Here is a 15,687-nt window from a genome sequence, read left to right on the forward strand (position 1 = left end):
GCAGCCCCAACTCATAAACGAGACTCTGGATTTGTCCCACGCTCCCCAACGCCGCTGGTATCTGCCGGTCGGCCTGATCGCCGCTCTGGTACTGCTGCCGCTGAGTGTTCTGCTGCTGTCGTGGCAGTCGGTCGATATGCAGATCTGGTCGCACCTGCTCGACACCCAAATGAGCCGTCTGCTGGGCAATACCCTGACCCTGGTGCTTGGCGTGGGCATCGGCGTTACCGTGCTTGGGGTGAGCCTTGCCTGGCTCACCAGCCTCTGCGAGTTCCCCGGGCGGCGCTGGCTCGACTGGGCCTTGATGCTGCCGTTCGCCATTCCGGCCTATGTGCTGGCGTTCGTATTCGTTGGTCTGCTGGATTTCGCCGGGCCGGTGCAGAGCGCCCTGCGTGAGCTGTTCGGGCCGATGCGCCTGCCGCGCGTGCGCTCGACCGGCGGGGTAATCATCGTGCTGGTGCTGGTGTTCTACCCCTACGTGTATCTGCTCGCGCGCAGCGCTTTCATGGCTCAGGGCAAAGGCCTGATGGAAGCAGCGCGGGTCCTGGGCCTTTCGCCGGTGCAGGCGTTCTGGCGGGTTGCGTTGCCGATGGCGCGGCCCGCCATCGGCGCCGGTATCGCCCTGGCGCTGATGGAAACCCTGGCGGATTTCGGCGCCGTAGCGGTGTTCAACTTCGACACCTTCACCACCGCCATCTACAAGACCTGGTACGGCTTCTTCAGCCTGTCCAGCGCGGCCCAGCTGGCCAGTTTGCTGCTGTTGGTGGTGATGCTGGTGCTGTATGGCGAACGCCGCGCTCGAGGTGCCAGCCGCAGCGGTAACGAGCGGCCACGGGTGCAGGCGTTGTATCACCTGCGCGGGCTCAAGGCGTGGGCGGCCAGCGGCTGGTGTCTGCTGGTGTTCGCCTGCGCCTTCGTCATCCCCCTGCTGCAACTGCTGGTGTGGTTCTGGCAGCGTGGCCGGCACGACCTTGATGAGCGCTATGTCGGCCTGGTCATGCACACCCTGTACCTTGGCGCGATGGCGGCACTGATCACGGTCAGCGCGGCGTTACTGCTGGCGTTTGCCCGCCGCCAGGCACCGACCGGGGCTATCCGCGCTGGTGTTGGCCTGGCCAACCTGGGTTATGCCTTGCCCGGCTCGGTGCTGGCGGTGTCGATCATGCTGGCGTTCAGTTACCTCGACAATCAACTGGTGGTGCCGCTGTCGCAATGGCTGGGCGGTGCCGGCCGGCCGTTGCTGCTGGGCAGCCTGGCGGCATTGTTGCTGGCCTATCTGATGCGCTTTATCGCGGTCGCCTATGGCCCGCTGGAAAGCAGCCTTGAGCGGATTCGCCCGTCACTGCCGGAAGCCTCGCGCAGCCTCGGCGTCGGCGGGCCGAGATTGTTTTTCAAGGTATATCTGCCGTTGCTGGTACCGGGCGCTCTCAGCGCTGCCTTGCTGGTGTTCGTCGATGTGCTCAAGGAGATGCCGGCAACCTTGCTGATGCGCCCGTTCGGCTGGGATACCCTTGCCGTACGGGTGTTCGAGATGACCAGCGAGGGCGAGTGGGCACGCGCTTCGCTGCCCGCGCTGACGCTGGTGCTGGTCGGCCTGTTGCCGGTCATCGGCCTGATACGCCGTTCGGCCCGTCGCCCGGGTCAGACTCACTGAGGATGCCAGCCCGCGCCCTTGCCGCTACAATGCGCGCCATTCGCTGCGGCGGGTCCTACAAGATCAGGTGGCGATTAAACGTCGCCGACCGTCGCCGCTTCGCCACGCCCGGAAGGAGAAACCCATGGGACAGCGCACACCTTTGTACGACTGGCACTTGGCGCTAGGCGCCAAGATGGTCGACTTTGGCGGTTGGGACATGCCCCTGCACTATGGCTCGCAAGTCGAGGAGCACCATCAGGTGCGCGCTGACTGCGGCGTATTCGACGTCTCGCACATGACGGTGATCGATGTCGATGGCCCAGCAGCCACACGCTACTTGCAGTACCTGCTGGCCAATGACGTGGCCCGCCTCGGCAGTACAGGCAAGGCGCTCTACAGCACCCTGCTGAATGAGCAGGGCGGGGTAGTCGACGACCTCATCGTGTATCGCACCGAAGCGGGCTACCGGCTGGTGGCCAATGCCGCTACCCGAGCCAAGGTCGTCGCCTGGCTGCAGGCGCACAGTGCCGGCTACGAGGTCAACGTCACGCCACGTCCGGAGCTGGCCATTATCGCCATCCAGGGCCCCCGTGCGCGCGACAAGGTGGCTGAGCTGGTGTCCTGGTCGCGCGCAGCGCTGATCCGTGAGCTGCAGCCGTTCGAAGGCGTGGCCGAGGGCGATTGGTTCATCGCGCGCACCGGCTACACGGGCGAAGACGGCCTGGAGATCATTCTGCCCGCCGAACAAGCCCCGGTTTTTTTCAATGACCTGGTTGGCGCCGGTATCGCCCCCAGTGGCCTCGGCGCGCGCGATACCTTGCGCCTGGAAGCCGGGATGAACCTGTACGGTCAGGACATCGACGAGCAGCACACCCCACAGACCTCCAACCTCGGCTGGTGTATTGCCTGGCAGCCGGCCGAGCGCGAGTTCATCGGCCGCAATGCGCTGCTCAATGAAATCGAGCACGGCGTGCAGGAAAAACTGGTTGGGCTGGTGCTCGAAGAACGCGGCGTGCTGCGTGCCCATCAGGTAGTTCGCGTCGCCGGGATTGGCGAAGGGGAGATCACCAGTGGTAGTTTCTCTCCTACGCTGAGCAAGTCGATTGCCCTGGCGCGTGTGCCGATGGCCACCGGCGAGCGCGCCGAGGTCGAAATTCGCGGCAAGTGGTACCCGGTGCGGGTGGTCAAACCGACCTTCGTGCGCCACGGCAAGATTCTTATCTGAACAATTACCTGGCGGGTCGACCGCTGATCCCTGACATCGAGGACCCTACGACATGAGCAATATTCCCGCCGAACTGCGTTTTGCCGAAAGCCACGAATGGGCACGGCTGGAAGCCGATGGCACGGTAACCGTTGGCATCAGCGATCACGCCCAGGAGGCTCTGGGTGACGTGGTTTTCGTTGAGCTGGCTGAAGTTGGCAAAGTGTTCGCAGCAGGCGACGCTGCTGGCGTGGTCGAATCGGTCAAGGCCGCATCGGATATCTACGCGCCGGTGTCGGGCGAAGTGATTGCTGTCAACGAAGCCTTGGCGGACAGCCCCGAATCGCTCAACGACAGCCCTTATGAGTCGTGGATCTTCAAACTCAAGCCGACCAACACTGCCGAGCTGGACAAGCTGCTCGACGCCGCTGGCTACAAGGCCGCTATCGGCGAGTAATCGCCTCCGCTGCGGCGCTTATCGCTCCTGGGCCGGCACGGCTGGCCCAGGAGCGGTCGCTATCACTCAGTCGCCACCATCGGTAGCAACAGCGCGGGCTTATTCAGCTACAGCGTTTTTGGCCAGGATGGCATTGGCCAGTTGCATGTCGCTTGCCTCCAGGCCTGGATTGTCGGCTCGTACCTGACGCATCGCAGCTTCAAGGAACGGCCCGCGAATAGCCCCTTCACTGGCAACGAAGCTGCCGGCATCGTCCTGCGCAGCGACGATCATCTTGTGATCCTTGAACGTCAGGTAGGTCGACGCAGTAGTTGCGCCGGACGAGATGACGTTGTGCCAGAAACTGTCGGCCATGGCCGAGCCAACGGGCAGCGAAAGCAGGACAGCGGCGGCGATGGCTGTTTTGAAACGCATGCTGAAGTACCTAGGAGGGTGGGCGGATAATGCTTGCTTGGATGCTCGATACACAGGCCAAGTTCCTTGCGCGCTAAGGAATATTCGTCAGCTGCAGACGCTCAGCACTTCACTCAGACTGGTCAGCCCGCGGGCGATCTTGGCCTCACCGTCGCTGCGCAGATCGCGTAGGCCATCGCGCAGGGCATGCTGACGCAGCTCCGCCAGGTCGGTCGCCGGGCCAATGCTGCCGAGCAAGGCTGGACCCGGTGTGAGCAGCTCAAATAGCCCGATACGGCCCAGGTAACCGGTACTGCGGCATGCCCGACAGGGTATGGGCGGCTGCGCTGACTGGCCTTTGCAGGTGGCGCACAGGGTGCGCACCAAGCGCTGGGCCATCACCCCGATCAACGTGGCTTTGATCAGGTAATCGGCAACGCCCAGCTCTTGCAGGCGAACAATCGCTGCGCAGGCATCGTTGGTGTGCAGGGTCGACAACACCAGATGGCCGGTCAGCGCTGCCTGCATGGCCACCTGAGCGGTTTCACGGTCGCGAATCTCACCAATCATGATGATGTCCGGGTCTTGCCGCAGCAGGGCGCGCACGCCGTCGGCAAAGCCCAGGTCAAGGCTGGGCTGCACCTGCAGCTGGTTGAAAGCGGGTTCCAGCCGCTCGATCGGGTCTTCGATGGTGCACAGGTTGACCTCAGGCGTGGCCAACCGCTTGAGGCTCGCGTACAGCGTGCTGGTCTTGCCCGAGCCGGTCGGCCCGGTTACCAGAATGATGCCCTGACGCTGGCGCAGCAGTGCCTGCCAGCGGTGCCGCAGCTCGCCATCGAGGCCGAGCCGGTCGAAGTCCTCATGCAGCTGCTGCGGGTCGAACAGGCGCAGCACCAGCTTTTCGCCAAACGGGGTGGGCAGGGTCGACAGGCGCAGCTCGACTTCCATCTCGCCGGCCAGCCGCGTCTTCAGGCGACCGTCCTGCGGTCGGCGTTTCTCCGCAACATCCATGCGGCCAAGATGCTTGAGGCGGCTCACCAGCGCCAGGGTCACGGCCAGCGGAAAGGCATACACCGTGTGCAGCAGGCCGTCGATGCGATAGCGCAGCTGGCCTTGTTCACGGCGCGGTTCGAGGTGGATATCGCTGGCGCGCTGCTCGATCGCGTACTGCAGCAGCCAGTCGACGATATGCACGATGTGCGCATCCTCCGCGCCAGTCTCGCCCTGGCGCTTGCCCAACTCCAGCAACTGCTCGAGCTCGCCCAGGCTGGCATCCTGTTGCAGGCCGGCACCCTGCACCGAGTGGGCCAGGCGGAACAGGCTCTGGCTCAGTTGGCGAATGTGCACCGGGCTGGCCAGCACGCGCTGGACGCGCTTGCCCAGGCTGCGTGCCAGATCATGCTCCCACTCACGCTGAAAGGGCTGCGCACTGGCCACGGTGACGCTGTGCACATCGACCGCCAGAGCGAGGATGCCATGGCGGTCGGCGAAGGCGCGCGAGATCAGGCTGCCGACCTGGGCCAGGTCGATCTGCAGCGGGTCGAGCCGGACGAAGGGCTGCTGCACGACATCGGCCAGCCATTGGCACAGGCTGTCCAGATCGAGGACATGGCCGGGGCGCTGCTGATCGCTGAGGTTCAGGCTGGCGATGATTTCGAGCGGGTGGCTGCTGCACTGGTTTGGCTGCTCAAGGGCGCGCAGGACGTCACCGGGTTGCAGGCGGTGGTCGGCGAGCAGAGCGTCGAGGAGGCGTTTGAGGTCGAGGTCGTGGCTGTCTTGGGTATGCATCGCGGCGGCGTCCGTGCCGAAAAGGTACGGGCAAGGCTAGCCGCCTGGACAGCTTTGGCGTCGATGCAACGATTGCGGGGTTTTACTGGCTGAAATTTGCGTCGTATTCAGTAAATTGGGGCCGCTTTGCGCCCCTTCGCGGGTGAACCCGCTCCCACCGGGACTTGTAGCGCCGCCTAAACCTGTAGCCTGCGAAGCAGGCCCAGCACCTATCAGCCTGCTGCTACGCCTTGCAACTGCGGCAAGTTGCTCAGCTCGACTTCGCCGACACAAACCAGATTGCGCAGCTTCTGCGCGATGACTTCGGCGCGATGCCAGCTCAAACCATCGATGCCGATTTCCAGCTCCAGCCAGTCGCCCTGCTGACGCATCTGCACACTATTGGGCGTGAGGAACTGCATCGCGAACAGGTTCAGCACTCGGCACAGGCTGTCTGGCTCGGCCTCGGCTTGCAGTTGATAACGCACATGGCTGTGCGCCGCGCTGGCGGCCCAGACGTCGGAGCGGGGCAGGGTGTCGGGCCGTTCAAGTGCGTTCATGTGATTCTCCTCCAGGACGGAAGAAATTCTGCCACGCGGCAGGCGGCATTTTTTCGCTATGATTGAGACGATTTGTCAGCTAGGCAGATTGATCAATTCGCCTATTGGCGCCTTGGAGAATAATTAATGCAAAACGAACTGGACGCCTATGACCGGCGCATCCTGCAGCTGCTACAAGAGGATGCTTCATTGTCCAGCGCGCAGATTGCCGAACGCGTCGGCCTGTCGCAGTCACCCTGCTGGCGGCGTATTCAACGGCTGAAGGAAGAGGGGGTGATTCGCGCTCAGGTGACCCTGCTCGACCGCAAGAAGGTCGGCCTGAATACACAGATCTTTGCCGAGGTGAAGCTCAACGCCCACGGGCGGTCCAACTTCGCCGGCTTCACCGAAGCGATCCGTGAATTCCCCGAGGTGCTGGAATGTTACGTGCTGATGGGGTCGGTCGACTTCCTGTTGCGCATTGTCACCCCGGACATCGAAGCTTACGAACGATTCTTCTTCGAAAAGCTGTCGAATGTGCCAGGGATCCAGGAGGTCAACTCGATCGTGGCCTTGTCCGAAATCAAGTCCACGACCAGCCTGCCGTTAGCGCGTTGACGGCGACTTGAGCAGGTGCTTCCAGGCGCGGTTCTGCTCGATCGCACGGGCCTGCTCGACGCGGGCGATCAGCAGTTCGTCGTTCTCTTCCTCGCCCAACGGCTGCTCAGCCAGCTTGTGCAGCTTGTTCAGCTCGCCATAGAGGCGATCCATTTGCGGCACGTCGAGCACCTGGCGGGCGTGGCGCAGCCAGGTCAGCAGGGTTTCGATGCGTGGCAACTGCTCGCCAAGGTCTTCCGGCTGCTGCACATAACGCTCTTGCAGCTTCAGCGCGCGGGCTTCTTCGCCGACCAGGTGTTGCAGCCAGTTGGCCAACTGCGCCTTGCCCTGGCGTTCGCCACGGCCTTTGCGCTCGACGGTCCAGGCGCGGGCCAGCAGCCAGCGTGAGGTTTCCAGCGAGAACTGGCCCCAGCGTGGGTCTTCCAGCTCTTCGCTGAACTGCTCGGGCGCGGCGCGGCGGACGTCTTCGTCGTCGTTACCGGCCTGTACCAGCGGGCGCCAGTCTTCCAGCAGCGCGTCGAGGCTGGCGCGCAAGGCGCTGGTGGTCGCGCGCGGCGCGGCCTGGCCCATGCTGCCGGCCAGGGCGCGCAGCTCGCTCAGGCACTGCACCCAGTCCTGCAGCAGGCGCCAGTGGCCGCTGTGGCGGTACTGCTCGGCCAGCCGTTGGCTGCTCGCCAGCAACTGCCAGGCCAGGGCGGTGAAGGCATCGTCGACCGGCATTTCGGCGTCGAGCTCGGCGCTCGGCAGGTCCAGCTCGTAGCTGTCTGGCTCAAGCAGGCGATAGCCGCGCTCGGCCTTGCTGATGTCGCAGGGCATCAAGGGCAGGCTCGCGGCCAGCTCGGCGGCCAGTTCCAGCAGGGCTTCAGCGGAACCTTCGCGCAGCTCAAGCTCCAGCTCGCAGATTTCTTCCTTGCGCTTGCCAGCGATGACAAAGCCTTGGTCCAGCGCTGCTTCGATAACCACTTTGGCCTTGCCGCGGCCCCAGGAGATCTCGGCGAACTCGCGGGTGAAGTCGGTGGTGAACAGCGGTTTGATGGTCTTTTTGTCGAGCTCGGCGAGTTGCTCGGGCCAGCAGCTGGCGTCGAGTTTTTTCAGGTCGAGCTTGGCTTTTTCCAGCGGCCACTCGAATTCGTTGCGCTCAGACAGGCCTGCGACGCTCTGGCCACGGCACTTGAGGGTCTGGATGACGGCATCGCCATCGCGGCGCAGACGCAGGGCGACACGCGCGGCGGACAGCTCACGCTCAGGGGTGTCGAAGTACTGGTTGAGCAGTTCGCGGGTCTGCCAGCCGGACTTGTTGCGCTTCTTCAGCAGGGGGTGCTCACGAAGGGCGGTGAGAGTCTCGCGGCTGGCGCGGAGTTTGAGTTCGGTTTCTTTGTGCATCGCGGGCTCGAAGGAGGGGCATCGTTGCAAGGCAGTCTACAGCAGTCAGCCGTGCTGCTGTGATCCGACTGGTCGGTTGCCCCGGTGCAGCGGCCTTGCGCCGTCTACGTCAGGCGTTGTTATGATGGGCCGACGTTTTCGAGGAATCCGCGCATGCCGTTGCCATCGCTGAAAGACCAGTTCGCCGCCCTGATCGCCGCGCCATCGGTCAGTTGCACCCAGCCCGCACTGGATCAGTCCAACCGCGTGGTAATCGACTTGCTCGCCGGTTGGCTGGCTGACCTTGGCTTCACATGCGATATCCAGCAGGTCACCCCCGGCAAGTTCAACCTGCTGGCCAGCCGCGGCACGGGCCCTGGCGGGCTGATTCTGGCTGGCCACAGCGACACGGTGCCGTTCGACGAGCAGTTGTGGCAGAGCGACCCGCTGAAACTGACCGAGGTGGGCGATCGCTGGGTTGGGCTGGGTAGTTGCGACATGAAAGGTTTCTTCGCGCTGGTGATCGAGGCCGTGCTGCCGCTGCTCGAACATGACTTCAAACAACCCCTGCTGATCCTTGCTACGTGCGACGAAGAAAGCTCGATGTCCGGCGCCCGCGCCCTGGCCGAGGCCGGTCAGCCGCTTGGCCGCGCAGCGGTGATCGGCGAGCCGACCGGGCTCAGGCCGATTCGCCTGCACAAGGGCATCATGATGGAACGCATCGATATTCTCGGCCGCAGCGGCCATTCGTCAGACCCAAGCCTGGGCCACAGTGCGATGGAAGCGATGCACGCAGTGATGACCGAGATGATCGGCCTGCGCCAGCAATGGCAGCAAACCTACAGCAACCCGCAGTTCACCGTGCCGACGCCGACGCTGAACTTTGGCTGCATTCACGGTGGCGACAACCCCAACCGGATCTGCGGCCAGTGCGCGCTCGAGTTCGACCTGCGGCCATTGCCCGGGATGGACCCGGAGCAGCTGCGCGCGGCCATTCGCGCCAAGCTGGTGCCGCTGGCCGAGCAGCATCAGGTGAGCATCGACTACAAACCGTTGTTTCCTGAGGTGGCGCCGTTCGAGCAGGCCGCCGACAGCGAGCTGGTACGTGTGGCCGAGCGCTTGACCGGGCACCGCGCCGAAGCAGTGGCCTTCGCCACCGAGGCGCCGTACCTGCAACAGCTGGGCTGCGAGACCATTGTGCTCGGGCCGGGCGACATCGCCTGTGCTCACCAGCCCGGCGAATACCTTGAAATGTCACGTATCGAGCCTACCGTGCGTCTATTGCGTGACCTGATCAGGCACTATTGCCTGAGCTAAACGTCCATTGAGCTGATTCGTTCCTGCCTAGAGGAGAGTGCGCGTGACCGCAAGCCTGTTCCGACGATGACCTCGCACCGTTGTGCGTCTTGACCGTTCTCCGTCCACTTAGCCACAGGCCCTGTCATGCCCGATTACGTAACCTGGCTCCGCCACGCTTCGCCGTACGTCAATGCTCACCGTGACTGCACCTTCGTCGTCATGCTGCCCGGCGACGGCGTCGATCACCCCAACTTTGGCAATATCGTCCACGACCTGGTGCTGCTGCACAGCCTTGGCGTGCGCCTGGTGCTGGTGCACGGCTCGCGCCCGCAGATCGAAAGCCGCCTGGCCGCCCGTGGCCTGACACCGCATTACCACCACGGCATGCGCATTACCGATGCCGCCACCCTGGATTGCGTGATCGACGCGGTCGGCGCCTTGCGCGTGGCAATCGAGGCGCGCCTGTCGATGGACATGGCCTCCTCGCCAATGCAGGGCGCACGACTGCGCGTGGCGTCCGGCAACCTGGTCACTGCACGGCCGATCGGCGTGCTCGAAGGGGTCGACTACCACCACACCGGTGAAGTCCGCCGGATCGACCGCAAGGGCATCAATCGCCTGCTCGACGAACGCTCGATCGTGCTGCTGTCGCCGCTGGGCTACTCGCCGACCGGCGAAATCTTCAACCTGGCCTGCGAAGACGTCGCCACCCGCGCAGCTATCGAACTGGCCGCCGACAAACTGCTGCTGTTTGGCGCCGAGCCCGGCCTGCTCGATGAAAACGGCCGGCTGGTGCGCGAGCTGCGCCCGCAACAGATTGCGCCGCACCTGGCACGGCTGGGCAGCGACTATCAGGGCGAACTGCTCGATGCCGCCGGCGAGGCGTGCAAGGGCGGCGTGGCGCGTAGCCATATCGTCAGTTATGCCGAAGACGGTGCGCTGCTCACCGAGCTGTTCACCCGCGACGGCGGCGGCACCTTGGTGGCGCAGGAGCAGTTCGAGATCGTCCGTGAGGCGAGCATCGAAGACGTCGGTGGTTTGCTTGAGCTGATCAGCCCGCTGGAAGAGCAGGGCATTCTCGTGCGCCGTTCGCGCGAGGTGTTGGAGCGTGAGATCGAGCAGTTCAGTGTGGTCGAGCGCGACGGTCTGATCATCGCCTGTGCGGCGTTGTACCCGATTGCCGATTCGTCGGCGGGGGAGCTGGCGTGCCTGGCGGTCAACCCGGAGTACCGCCACGGCGGCCGTGGCGATGACCTGCTCGAGCGGATCGAATCGCGGGCGCGCACGCTCGGGCTGAAGACCCTGTTCGTGCTGACCACGCGCACTGCGCACTGGTTTCGCGAACGCGGCTTCGAGCCCAGTGGCGTCGAGCGGCTGCCGGCGGCGCGGGCTTCGCTGTACAACTTCCAGCGCAACTCGAAGATCTTCGAGAAGACCCTGTAAACCTCACGCCACAATGAAAAACGCCGTCTGATCAGACGGCGTTTTCATTTACACGGTGTGCAGATACCAGTTGTACTCGAGGTCGGAGATCGAGTGCTCGAACTCCTCCAGCTCGCTTTCCTTGCACGCGACAAAGATGTCGATGTACTTCGGATCGATGTACTTGTTCAGCACTTCGCTGTCGTCCAGCTCGCGCAGGGCATCACGCAGGTTGTTCGGCAGGCTCTGATCAAGCTGCTCGTACGAGTTGCCTTCGATCGCCGGGCCCGGTTCGATCTTGTTGGTCAGGCCGTGGTGCACGCCTGCCAGCACCGCTGCCATCATCAAGTACGGGTTGGCGTCGGCGCCTGCTACACGGTGCTCCAGGCGGACCGAGTCGGGCGAGCCGGTCGGCACGCGCACGGCGACGGTACGGTTGTCCAGGCCCCAGCTCTGTGCGTTGGGCACGTAGAACTGCGAACCGAAGCGGCGGTACGAATTGACGTTCGGGCACAGGAACGCCATCGACGCGGGCAGGGTCTCGAGCACACCGCCGACTGCGTGGCGTAACGCGGCGTTCTGCTCGGGATCCTCGCTGGTGAAGATGTTGTGGCCATCTTTGTCCAGGATCGAGATGTGCACATGCAGGCCATTGCCAGCCTGGCCGGGGTACGGCTTGGCCATGAACGTGGTGTCCATTTCATGGTCGTAGGCAATGTTCTTGATCAGACGCTTGAGCAGCACTGCATAGTCGCAGGCCTTGAGCGCATCAGGCACATGGTGCAGGTTGACTTCGAACTGCGCCGGGGCGCTTTCCTTGACGATGGCGTCAGCCGGGATGCCTTGCTCTTTGGCACCTTCAAGGATGTCCTGCAGGCAGTCGGCGTATTCGTCGAGGTCGTCGATCAGGTAGACCTGAGTCGACTGCGGGCGTTTGCCCGAGATCGGCGAGCGCGGCGGCTGTGGACGGCCGTTCACGTTTTCCTGGTCGATCAGGTAGAACTCGAGTTCGAATGCGGCGCAGATGGTCAGGCCCATGTCGTCGAACTTGCTCACGACCTGGCGCAGCACTTCACGTGGATCGGCGAAGAACGGCTCGCCTTCGATCTCGTGCATGGTCATCAGCAGCTGAGCCGTAGGGCGCTTCTGCCACGGCTCGTTGCACAGGGTGTCAGGGATTGGGTAGCAGATGCGGTCCGCATCGCCGATGTCCAGACCCAGGCCCGTGCTTTCAACGGTCGAACCGTTGATGTCGAGGGCGAAGAGGGAGGCCGGCAGGTTGATGCCTTTCTCGTAAACCTTGTGGAGGCTGGTGCGCTCAATGCGCTTGCCGCGCACCACACCATTCATATCTGCAATCAGAAGGTCAACGTAGAGAACCTCAGGATGTTCCTTAAGGAACGCGTTCGCTTCGTTAAGCTGAACGGCACGCGGGGGTACCGACATGATGCAACACCTTTGTTGTTAAAAATATCAATCAAGGGGGGCTTGCAGTTCCAGTCAATCGGAAACGCAAACCGAAGTCAAGCCAACCCCTTAACGCCCTGAAATGGCACATCTACGGCAGATTTGCTGCATATCGGGGCGAAGCATTATCCGCTATTTAAGCCGAAAAGGGTTATCTCGGCCTGCCTGTCTTTTATTTTTTACGGAGGTGTTGTGTAAAAAAATGAACAAGGCTAAGCTCGGTTGCAACCCAAAACACAATAATACGAGGGTCATATGGTCCGCTTGTCGCGACCTGCAGGTGCTGTCTGTGCAGTGCTTTCAGGGACTCAATCCGTCCGCCGCAAGGGCAACGCTCAGCCATTTGCTGAGGCTGATGCTCTGGCCGCAATAATTGACGGTCGCCCCGGTCCATACGCCTTACGTCGCAGTCTGCTGCACCCCCTTCGCTTGTTCTGCCCTGTGAATGCTTCAAGGAATCCCGCCGTGGGCGTGGTTCCGATGACGTCCTGTGCGCGCAGTTTTGCAATGCCCGGCTACTCCATCCAGAATCAAGGCGCGGGTCTGCTGCGGCCCTTGCGCCGAGCCGGCTACCGCCTTGATCGACGCCCGACGTCAGCACTGCCCGAGCTATCCCGACCGGGCCACCTTACCTCCTGAGGTATTTATGAGTAACAACCTCGACCAGCTCACCGATTGGTTGAAAGAACACAAGATCACCGAAGTGGAATGCATGATCAGCGACCTGACCGGCATCACCCGCGGCAAGATCTCGCCGACCAACAAGTTCATCGCCGAAAAGGGCATGCGCCTGCCTGAAAGCGTGCTGCTGCAGACCGTGACCGGCGACTATGTCGACGATGACATCTATTACGAACTGCTCGACCCGGCCGACATCGACATGATCTGCCGACCTGACGAGAACGCGGTGTTTCTCGTGCCTTGGGCCATCGAGCCAACTGCTCAGGTGATCCACGACACCTATGACAAAAAGGGCAACCCGATCGAGCTGTCGCCGCGCAACGTATTGAAGAAAGTGCTCAAGCTCTACAGCGACAAGGGCTGGCAGCCAATCGTCGCGCCGGAGATGGAGTTCTACCTGACCAAGCGCAGCGAAGATCCGGACTTCCCGCTGCAGCCGCCGGTAGGCCGCTCGGGCCGCCCGGAAACCGGCCGCCAGTCGTTCTCGATCGAAGCCGCCAACGAATTCGACCCGCTGTTCGAAGACGTCTATGACTGGTGCGAACTGCAGCAGCTGGACCTCGACACGCTGATCCACGAAGACGGCACGGCGCAGATGGAGATCAACTTCCGTCACGGTGATGCACTGCACCTGGCCGACCAGATACTGGTGTTCAAACGGACCATGCGCGAGGCTGCGCTCAAGCACAACGTTGCCGCCACCTTCATGGCCAAGCCAATGACCGGCGAGCCGGGCAGCGCCATGCACCTTCACCAGAGCGTGGTCGACATGCAGACCGGCAAGAACATCTTTGCCAATGCCGACGGCAGCATGAGCGCGCTGTTCCTCAACCACATCGGCGGGCTGCAGAAGTTCATCCCGTATGTGTTGCCGCTGTTCGCCCCCAACGTCAACTCGTTCCGCCGCTTCCTGCCGGACACTTCGGCCCCGGTCAACGTCGAGTGGGGTGAAGAAAACCGCACCGTCGGCCTGCGTGTGCCGGATGCCGGGCCGCAGAACCGCCGAGTCGAGAACCGTCTGCCAGGCGCCGATGCCAACCCATACCTGGCCATCGCTGCCAGCCTGTTGTGTGGCTACATCGGCATGATCCAGGCCATCGAACCAAGCGCACCGGTGCAGGGCCGTGGCTACGAGCGGCGCAACCTGCGTCTGCCGCTGACCCTGGAAGATGCACTGGAACGCATGGAGAACTGCCATGAGCTGGAGCAGTACCTGGGCAAGAAATTCATCGCCGGCTACGTAGCCACCAAGCGCGCCGAGCATGAAAACTTCAAACGCGTGATCAGCTCCTGGGAACGTGAATTCCTGCTGTTTGCCGTCTGAACCAAACCCGGCCCGCAGGAGCGCGGCTGTCGCACAACGGAGAAGCACATGAGCGTCAACAACCCGCAAACCCGTGACTGGCAAACCCTCAGCGGTGAGCACCACCTGGCACCTTTCAGCGACTACAAACAGCTGAAGGAGAAGGGCCCGCGCATCATCACCAAGGCTGAGGGCGTGCACCTGTGGGACAGCGAGGGTCACAAGATCCTCGACGGCATGGCCGGGCTGTGGTGCGTTGCGGTCGGTTACGGGCGTGAAGAGCTGGTGCAGGCGGCAGAGAAGCAGATGCGCGAGCTGCCGTACTACAACCTGTTCTTTCAGACCGCCCACCCGCCGGCGCTGGAGCTGGCCAAGGCGATCAGCGACGTGGCCCCGGCGGGCATGACTCATGTGTTTTTCACCGGCTCCGGCTCAGAAGGCAACGACACCGTGCTGCGCATGGTTCGCCATTACTGGGCGCTCAAGGGCAAGCCGCACAAGCAGACCATCATTGGTCGCATCAACGGCTATCACGGCTCGACCGTGGCCGGTGCCAGCCTGGGCGGCATGAGTGGCATGCACGAGCAGGGCGGCTTGCCGATCCCGGGCATCGTGCATATTCCTCAGCCGTATTGGTTCGGTGAGGGCGGTGACATGAGCCCGGACGCCTTCGGTGTGTGGGCGGCCGAGCAGCTGGAACAGAAGATTCTCGAAGTCGGCGAAGACAATGTTGCGGCGTTTATCGCCGAGCCGATCCAGGGTGCTGGCGGGGTGATCATTCCACCAGAAACCTACTGGCCGAAGATCAAGGAGATCCTCGCCAAATACGACATCCTGTTCGTTGCCGATGAAGTGATCTGCGGTTTCGGCCGCACTGGCGAGTGGTTCGGTTCGGACTACTACGACCTCAAGCCTGACCTGATGACCATCGCCAAGGGGCTGACCTCCGGTTACATCCCCATGGGCGGTGTGATCGTGCGTGACAAGGTGGCCCAAGCACTCAGCGAAGGCGGCGATTTCAACCACGGCTTCACCTACTCCGGGCACCCGGTGGCGGCTGCGGTCGGCCTGGAAAACCTGCGCCTGCTGCGCGATGAGCACATCGTCGAGCGCGCCAGGACAGAAGCGGCACCGTATTTGCAAAAGCGTTTGCGTGAGCTGCAGGACCACCCATTGGTAGGCGAAGTGCGCGGCCTTGGCTTGCTCGGCGCGATCGAGCTGGTCAAGGACAAGGCAACTCGCAGCCGTTATGAGGGCAAGGGCGTCGGCATGATCTGCCGTAACTTCTGCTTCGACAACGGCCTGATCATGCGCGCCGTGGGCGACACCATGATCATCGCGCCGCCGCTGGTGATCTCCCATGCCGAGATCGACGAACTGGTGGAAAAGGCGCGCAAGTGCCTGGATTTAACCTATGAAGCGGTGAAATAGCCGCCTGCTACGCTAGCGTTGTGACATTAAGCGGTTACAAGGGTCTGCTGTTGTTGATACAGCGCCTTGTAACTTGCCAGACTAGCGACTGATTCAGTCGCCCAGCGC

Annotated in this window: 13 protein-coding genes; 8 read left to right on the plus strand and 5 right to left on the minus strand. The window is 62.9% G+C overall.

The window, feature by feature from the left end; all coding sequences use genetic code 11:
- The first annotated feature begins 31 nt into the window (after nucleotides 1-31).
- From IDM28_RS00005 to gcvH, 3 genes are all read left to right on the plus strand, one after another.
- Nucleotides 32-1,654, plus strand: coding sequence for an ABC transporter permease (locus IDM28_RS00005; RefSeq protein ID WP_188035121.1), 1,623 nt, complete (start codon nucleotides 32-34; stop codon nucleotides 1,652-1,654).
- A gap of 124 nt (nucleotides 1,655-1,778) precedes the next feature.
- A complete protein-coding gene (gene gcvT / locus IDM28_RS00010) occupies nucleotides 1,779-2,861 on the plus strand; it encodes a glycine cleavage system aminomethyltransferase GcvT (RefSeq protein WP_188035122.1) in 1,083 nt (360 codons plus the stop codon).
- Between the two features lie 52 nt (nucleotides 2,862-2,913).
- A complete protein-coding gene (gcvH, locus tag IDM28_RS00015) occupies nucleotides 2,914-3,297 on the plus strand; it encodes a glycine cleavage system protein GcvH (RefSeq protein ID WP_150573484.1) in 384 nt (127 codons plus the stop codon).
- A gap of 99 nt (nucleotides 3,298-3,396) precedes the next feature.
- Here gcvH and IDM28_RS00020 read toward each other — a convergent pair whose 3' ends face one another.
- From IDM28_RS00020 to IDM28_RS00030, 3 genes are all read right to left on the minus strand, one after another.
- Nucleotides 3,397-3,711, minus strand: coding sequence for a DUF2388 domain-containing protein (locus IDM28_RS00020; RefSeq protein WP_150573485.1), 315 nt, complete (start codon nucleotides 3,709-3,711; stop codon nucleotides 3,397-3,399).
- 87 nt (nucleotides 3,712-3,798) lie between these two features.
- On the minus strand, nucleotides 3,799-5,478 hold the full coding sequence (locus IDM28_RS00025) for a GspE/PulE family protein (protein WP_188035123.1): 1,680 nt from the start codon (nucleotides 5,476-5,478) through the stop codon (nucleotides 3,799-3,801).
- Between the two features lie 212 nt (nucleotides 5,479-5,690).
- Nucleotides 5,691-6,017, minus strand: a complete 327-nt coding sequence (locus IDM28_RS00030) for a hypothetical protein (protein WP_101315296.1) — start codon at nucleotides 6,015-6,017, stop codon at nucleotides 5,691-5,693.
- 126 nt (nucleotides 6,018-6,143) lie between these two features.
- Here IDM28_RS00030 and IDM28_RS00035 point away from each other — a divergent pair, with 126 nt between their 5' ends.
- Nucleotides 6,144-6,614 carry an Lrp/AsnC family transcriptional regulator gene (locus IDM28_RS00035; RefSeq protein WP_188035124.1) on the plus strand — a complete coding sequence of 157 codons (471 nt, stop codon included), beginning with the start codon at nucleotides 6,144-6,146 and terminating at the stop codon, nucleotides 6,612-6,614.
- Here IDM28_RS00035 and IDM28_RS00040 read toward each other — a convergent pair.
- On the minus strand, nucleotides 6,603-7,997 hold the full coding sequence (locus IDM28_RS00040) for an inorganic triphosphatase (RefSeq protein WP_103435616.1): 1,395 nt from the start codon (nucleotides 7,995-7,997) through the stop codon (nucleotides 6,603-6,605). The two genes, IDM28_RS00035 and IDM28_RS00040, sit on opposite strands and share 12 nt — an antisense overlap.
- A gap of 153 nt (nucleotides 7,998-8,150) precedes the next feature.
- Here IDM28_RS00040 and argE point away from each other — a divergent pair, with 153 nt between their 5' ends.
- Nucleotides 8,151-9,293, plus strand: a complete 1,143-nt coding sequence (argE, locus tag IDM28_RS00045) for an acetylornithine deacetylase (RefSeq protein ID WP_181105860.1) — start codon at nucleotides 8,151-8,153, stop codon at nucleotides 9,291-9,293.
- 126 nt (nucleotides 9,294-9,419) lie between these two features.
- Nucleotides 9,420-10,718, plus strand: a complete 1,299-nt coding sequence (gene argA, locus IDM28_RS00050) for an amino-acid N-acetyltransferase (protein ID WP_101315304.1) — start codon at nucleotides 9,420-9,422, stop codon at nucleotides 10,716-10,718.
- 48 nt (nucleotides 10,719-10,766) lie between these two features.
- On the opposite strand, the gene IDM28_RS00055 is transcribed toward argA, so the two are convergent.
- On the minus strand, nucleotides 10,767-12,143 hold the full coding sequence (locus IDM28_RS00055) for a glutamine synthetase family protein (RefSeq protein ID WP_101315306.1): 1,377 nt from the start codon (nucleotides 12,141-12,143) through the stop codon (nucleotides 10,767-10,769).
- A 667-nt stretch (nucleotides 12,144-12,810) separates the two neighbouring features.
- Between IDM28_RS00055 and IDM28_RS00060 the strand changes: the two genes are divergently transcribed.
- Nucleotides 12,811-14,169: a glutamine synthetase family protein gene (locus tag IDM28_RS00060; protein WP_101315308.1), complete on the plus strand. Its 1,359-nt coding sequence runs from the start codon at nucleotides 12,811-12,813 to the stop codon at nucleotides 14,167-14,169.
- 48 nt (nucleotides 14,170-14,217) lie between these two features.
- Nucleotides 14,218-15,579: an aspartate aminotransferase family protein gene (locus tag IDM28_RS00065; RefSeq protein WP_101315310.1), complete on the plus strand. Its 1,362-nt coding sequence runs from the start codon at nucleotides 14,218-14,220 to the stop codon at nucleotides 15,577-15,579.
- The last annotated feature ends 108 nt before the right edge of the window (nucleotides 15,580-15,687 follow it).

The sequence above is a fragment of the Pseudomonas sp. EZ-C24 genome (assembly GCF_014525325.1).
Lineage (GTDB): Bacteria > Pseudomonadota > Gammaproteobacteria > Pseudomonadales > Pseudomonadaceae > Aquipseudomonas > Aquipseudomonas shirazensis.

Coding starts and splice junctions, on each gene's coding strand:
- gcvT (WP_188035122.1), top strand. CDS start 1,779: ATGGGACAGCGCACACCTTTGTACGACTGGCACTTGGCGCTAGGCGCC.
- IDM28_RS00035 (WP_188035124.1), top strand. CDS start 6,144: ATGCAAAACGAACTGGACGCCTATGACCGGCGCATCCTGCAGCTGCTA.
- IDM28_RS00060 (WP_101315308.1), top strand. CDS start 12,811: ATGAGTAACAACCTCGACCAGCTCACCGATTGGTTGAAAGAACACAAG.
- IDM28_RS00030 (WP_101315296.1), bottom strand. CDS start 6,017: ATGAACGCACTTGAACGGCCCGACACCCTGCCCCGCTCCGACGTCTGG.
- IDM28_RS00020 (WP_150573485.1), bottom strand. CDS start 3,711: ATGCGTTTCAAAACAGCCATCGCCGCCGCTGTCCTGCTTTCGCTGCCC.
- argE (WP_181105860.1), top strand. CDS start 8,151: ATGCCGTTGCCATCGCTGAAAGACCAGTTCGCCGCCCTGATCGCCGCG.
- IDM28_RS00025 (WP_188035123.1), bottom strand. CDS start 5,478: ATGCATACCCAAGACAGCCACGACCTCGACCTCAAACGCCTCCTCGAC.
- gcvH (WP_150573484.1), top strand. CDS start 2,914: ATGAGCAATATTCCCGCCGAACTGCGTTTTGCCGAAAGCCACGAATGG.
- argA (WP_101315304.1), top strand. CDS start 9,420: ATGCCCGATTACGTAACCTGGCTCCGCCACGCTTCGCCGTACGTCAAT.
- IDM28_RS00065 (WP_101315310.1), top strand. CDS start 14,218: ATGAGCGTCAACAACCCGCAAACCCGTGACTGGCAAACCCTCAGCGGT.
- IDM28_RS00040 (WP_103435616.1), bottom strand. CDS start 7,997: ATGCACAAAGAAACCGAACTCAAACTCCGCGCCAGCCGCGAGACTCTC.
- IDM28_RS00055 (WP_101315306.1), bottom strand. CDS start 12,143: ATGTCGGTACCCCCGCGTGCCGTTCAGCTTAACGAAGCGAACGCGTTC.